The following is a 4448-nucleotide window of genomic DNA, read 5'->3' as shown; positions in this document are numbered from 1 at the left end:
GAGGTCCTCCCCCGACTCGAACCCGAGTTCCTCCAGCCGGCCGAGGAGCCACCTCTCCGGGGGATCGGGCCGCGTGTCCGGGACGAGGGCGGCCAGGGAGGCCGGCACGAGCCCCGCCCCCGCAAGGCGCTGGAGGCGGTCTCGGTCGGCCAGCCGGCGGACCAGTTCGTCCCACACCCCGGAGAACGCCTGGCCGTCGGCCACGGCCCGGGTCGCGGCCTCCCGGGCCAGCCGGCCCGCCGGCACCTCCTCCCGCCGGGCGAGCACCTCGCCGGCGTGGCAAATCTCGGTTTCGCATACGAGGCGGTCGTCCGCCACCCGGACCCGGCCGGGCCGCTGCTCGCCGATCCCGGCCTCCACGAGCCACGCCGGCGGCACCGGCATGGCGGCCGAGATCACGAGCCGGGTCTTCCGGTACCCGGTGCCCACCGCCCGCACCTCCAGGGCCGCGAGGCACCGGTGTTCGCCGGAATCCACCGCGCTCCCCTCGGCCAGGGCGGCCTCGGCCTCGCCGTTGGCCCAGGCCGTGAACTTCTTCCGGCGGCGCGCCACGTGGGCCGCCCGCGGGTCGGCCCGGAGCACGGCGAGCGCGAGCGCTTTTCGGTCCGCCGGCCCCCCGGCCCGGGGGCCGGCCCCTTCCAGCCCCATGGCGGCCCGGAGCTCCCGGCGCACCGCCCGGGCCTCGGCGAGGACGGGGCCGTGGACCCGATCCCGGTCCGGCCGGGCCTCCCGGACCGCCCGCACGAGGGCCACGGCGTCGCACCCCTCCTCCCGCAGGGGATCCCCCCGGGGCGGCCCCCGAAAGAGCGGCCGGCCCACGGCCAGGGCCGCCACCAGGTCCACGGCGTCCTCCAGGCAGCCCAGGCGCTCGGCCTCCACCAGGATCGCTCCCAGGGGCGCGTCCAGGGGAAGCCCGAACAGCCGGCGGCCCCGCTGGGTGATCCGGCCCGCCGGGTCCAGCGCGCCCAGCCGTCCGAGGCTCTCCCGGGCGGCCGCGACGGCGTAGGGTTTGGGCGGGTCCAGGAACGGCAGGTCCTCGACCCGGGCCCCGCAGGCCGCGGCCGCGAGCACCAGGGGCTCCAGGGCCTCCCGGTGGATCTCGGGCGGGGTGGTTTCGGTGAGGATGGCCTCGGGGCTCCAGAGCCGGTAGCACACCCCCGGGGCGGTGCGGCCCGCCCGACCGGCGCGCTGCTCGGCGCTGTCGCGGGCGACGGGCAGGAGCGTGAGGAACCCCCGGCCGTTGTGGTACCGGGTGCGGCGCACGAGCCCCGAGTCGATCACCACCCCGATCCCCGGGATGGTGAGCGAGGTCTCGGCCACGTTGGTGGCGAGCACGACCCGCCGTTTCGCCGGCCGCGAGAAGACCCGGCTCTGCTCCTCGAGGGAGAGGCCGCCGTGGAGGGGGAGGATCTCCAGGTCGCGCCGCCCCGCGAGCCGTGCCGCGGCCGCGGCGATCTCGGCCTTCCCGGGCAAGAACACGAGCACGTCGCCGGGGTCGTCCGCGGCGCGCCCCAGGGCCTCGAGGATCCGGTCTTCGAGGCCCCGCACCTCGGGGAGGAACGCCCGGCCCGGCACGTGCCGGATCTCCACCGGGAACCGCCGGCCTTCGGCCCGGAGCACGGCCGCCCCCAGGTGGCGGGCCACCCGCTCGGCCTCCAGGGTGGCCGACATCACCACGAGCCGGTGACGGCCCCGTTCCAGGAGGAGGGCGAGGAGCAGGTCCAGGTCGAGGCTGCGCTCGTGGAACTCGTCGAGCACCACGGTGGCGAAGTCGGCCAACGGGCCCGCGGCGAGCCACCGGAGCACGACGCCCGGGGTGGCGAACACGATCCGGGTGGCCGGCGTGGCCTTCCGTTCGGCCCGCACCACGTACCCCACCCCTTCCCCTAGGCGCTCTCCCTCGAGCTCCGCCACCCGGGCGGCGAGCGCCCGGCAGGCCACCCTCCGGGGCTCCACCACGAGCACCCGGCCCCGGGCGGCGGCCCAGCGCGGCACCTGGGTGGATTTTCCCGTGCCCGTGGGGGCCGAAACCACCACGAGTCCGGCGGCCAGGGCCTCCGCGAACCGCGGCGCCAGGTCGTCGACGGGCAGGCGTCCGGTTGGCGGCAACGGCGACCCCTCCGGTGGAACGCGGTTGACTTGGGCTCCGGAGGGAGTTTAGCAAGGAACGGCACCCCGCTTCATGGGGGCCGGGGGGATCGCAAGCCGTAGACCGCAGACCGTGGACCGGAGACCGTCCCCATGGAGATCGTGCGAGGTCGCCTGTACCGGGTGGTGGTGGAATACCCCTGGGGCAAGCGGGTCGAGGTGGTCACCCGGGAGGTGGTGCGGGAAACCGACGGCACCGTGCGCTGGGCCGGGGAGGACGGCGGGGGGGCCCTCGACGTGGTGATCGGCGAGACCGAGGCCCGGCTCCTGGGATGGCACGAGGGCCACACCGACGTCACCGTGCGGATCGAGCCGGCCGAGTGACGCCAAGGCCCTCGGCCGGGAGGGCTCACCACGGAGGACACGGAGGACACGGAGGGAGGCTCGTCTGGTCCCGGCCGGAGTGGCGGCTGGGGTCCTCTCGACCGCGGACCGCCGACCGGCGACCGCAAGACCGCCGACCGAACTTGCGAAGGAGGGCGCGTTGGAATACCGAACGTTGGGACGAACGGGCCTTCGGGTGTCGGCCCTGGGCCTGGGGTGCATGCGGTTGCCCACCGTGGGGGACGACGAGACCGCGATCGACGAGGCGGCGGCCGGGGCCGTGGTGCGCCGGGCGGTGGAACTGGGCGTGAACTACCTGGACACCGCCTACCCCTATCACGGCGGGGAGAGCGAGCGGTTCCTCGGCCGGGTGCTCGCCGGCGGGCTTCGCGACCGCGTGCTCCTGGCCGACAAGATGCCGCCCTGGTTCGTGAGGGAACCCGCGGATCTCGAACGGATCTTCGCCGAGCAGCTCGAGCGGCTCCGGACCGACCGGATCGACCTCTACCTCCTCCACAGCCTGAACCGGCGGTTTTGGAAGCGGTTTCGGGAGATGGGCGCCCTGGAGTTCCTGGAGGGGAAGCGCCGGGAGGGGCGCATCGGGTTCGTGGGGTTTTCGTTCCACGACCGGTTCCCGGTCTTCCGGGAGATCGTGGACGCCTACGACTGGGATTTCTGCCAGATCCAGTACAACTACATGGACGAGGAGGTCCAGGCGGGGAAGGAGGGGCTGCGCTACGCCGCGGCCAAGGGGCTCGGGGTGGTGATCATGGAGCCCCTGCGGGGCGGCCGGCTGGCCCGGGCCGAGGGCGCGGGACTCGAGGAGATCTGGAGGGGGGCCGACCCGGCGGCGACCGCCCTGCGCTGGGTGTGGAGCCATCCCGAGGTGTCGGTGGTGCTGAGCGGCATGGGCCGGGTGGAGGAGGTGGAGGCGAACGCCGAGGCCGCCGCCCGGTCGGCAGCGCCCCTGCCCCAGGCCGACGGGGAGCGGATCGCCCGGGCCCGGGAGTGGTACCGGGGCCGGCTGCGGGTCCCCTGCACCTACTGCCAGTACTGCCTGCCGTGCCCCCAGGGGGTGAACATCCCCCGGATTTTCGAGCTCGTGAACGACGCGGGCATGTTCGAGGACTGGAAGGCGGTTCGCCGCCGATACCAGCGGTTCACGCCCGAGGACGAGCGGGCCCACCACTGCGTGGCCTGCGGTGCCTGCGAGGAGGTCTGCCCCCAGGGGATCTCGATCATCGAGGAGCTTCGGAGGGCCCACGAGGAACTGGGGTGAGGCCGCCGGCGCCCGCGGCAAATTCCGGCACGACATCGGAGTTTTGACCGCGGGCCCCCGTGCCTGGTAGAAAGGGCCGACACCCGCCCGGCGGCGGGTGGGGAGGTGGCGCGTGCAGGCCCTGGACCAGCAGGTGCTTCGGGTCGATGCGGCGGGGATCCCCCTGGAGTGGGTCGACTACCAGGAGGCGGTGCGGCTCTACCACCTGGGGCGGGTGGTGTTCGCCCTGGGCCGCACGGTCTACCGGATCCGGGGCGGGGTGAACGCCCGCACGGGGGAGCGCAGCGAGATCGCCGTCCAGGCCATCGTGGCCACCGCCTCCGACCGCCGGGCCATCCAGAAGGCCCTGGCCCGGTACACCCCGCCCCTCTCCAACGCCACCCTGTTCCGCCGCGACGCCTACCTGTGCCTCTATTGCGGCCGGCGGTTCCGGCGCAAAGACCTCTCCCGCGACCACGTGACCCCCCTGAGCCGGGGCGGCACCGACACCTGGAACAACGTGGTCACCGCCTGCAAGCGCTGCAACCACCGAAAGAGCGGCCGCACCCCCGAGGAGGCCGGCATGCAGCTCCTCGCGGTGCCCTTCACCCCCAGCCACGCCGAGTACATCTATCTCCAGGGCCGCCGGGTGCTGGCCGACCAGATGGAGTTCCTGCTCCACCACATCCCCCCCACGAGCCCCTTCCACGAGCGGCTG

The 4448-nt window shown here is 74.5% G+C and carries 4 protein-coding genes; 3 read left to right on the top strand and 1 reads right to left on the bottom strand.

The features are described 5' to 3' along the window. Positions 1-2109 (bottom strand): helicase-related protein (locus ACY0I8_RS16570; RefSeq protein WP_461395631.1); only part of this gene is annotated, 2109 nt, incomplete at its 3' end. A gap of 132 nt (positions 2110-2241) precedes the next feature. On the opposite strand from ACY0I8_RS16570, the gene ACY0I8_RS16565 reads away from it, so the two are divergent. The 3 genes from ACY0I8_RS16565 to ACY0I8_RS16555 form a co-directional block, all read left to right on the top strand. Further along, on the top strand, positions 2242-2472 hold the full coding sequence (locus tag ACY0I8_RS16565) for a hypothetical protein (RefSeq protein ID WP_461395630.1): 231 nt from the start codon (positions 2242-2244) through the stop codon (positions 2470-2472). Positions 2473-2632: 160 nt separating this feature from the next. Next, a complete protein-coding gene (locus tag ACY0I8_RS16560; RefSeq protein WP_461395629.1) occupies positions 2633-3751 on the top strand; it encodes an aldo/keto reductase in 1119 nt (372 codons plus the stop codon). Between the two features lie 112 nt (positions 3752-3863). Beyond that, a partial coding sequence (locus ACY0I8_RS16555; protein ID WP_461395628.1) for an HNH endonuclease occupies positions 3864-4448 on the top strand: 585 nt, incomplete at its 3' end.

Source organism: Deferrisoma sp. (genome assembly GCF_054681715.1).
This window is presented reverse-complemented; position numbering and strand designations above follow the sequence as displayed.

Coding starts and splice junctions, on each gene's coding strand:
- ACY0I8_RS16565 (WP_461395630.1), top strand. CDS start 2,242: ATGGAGATCGTGCGAGGTCGCCTGTACCGGGTGGTGGTGGAATACCCC.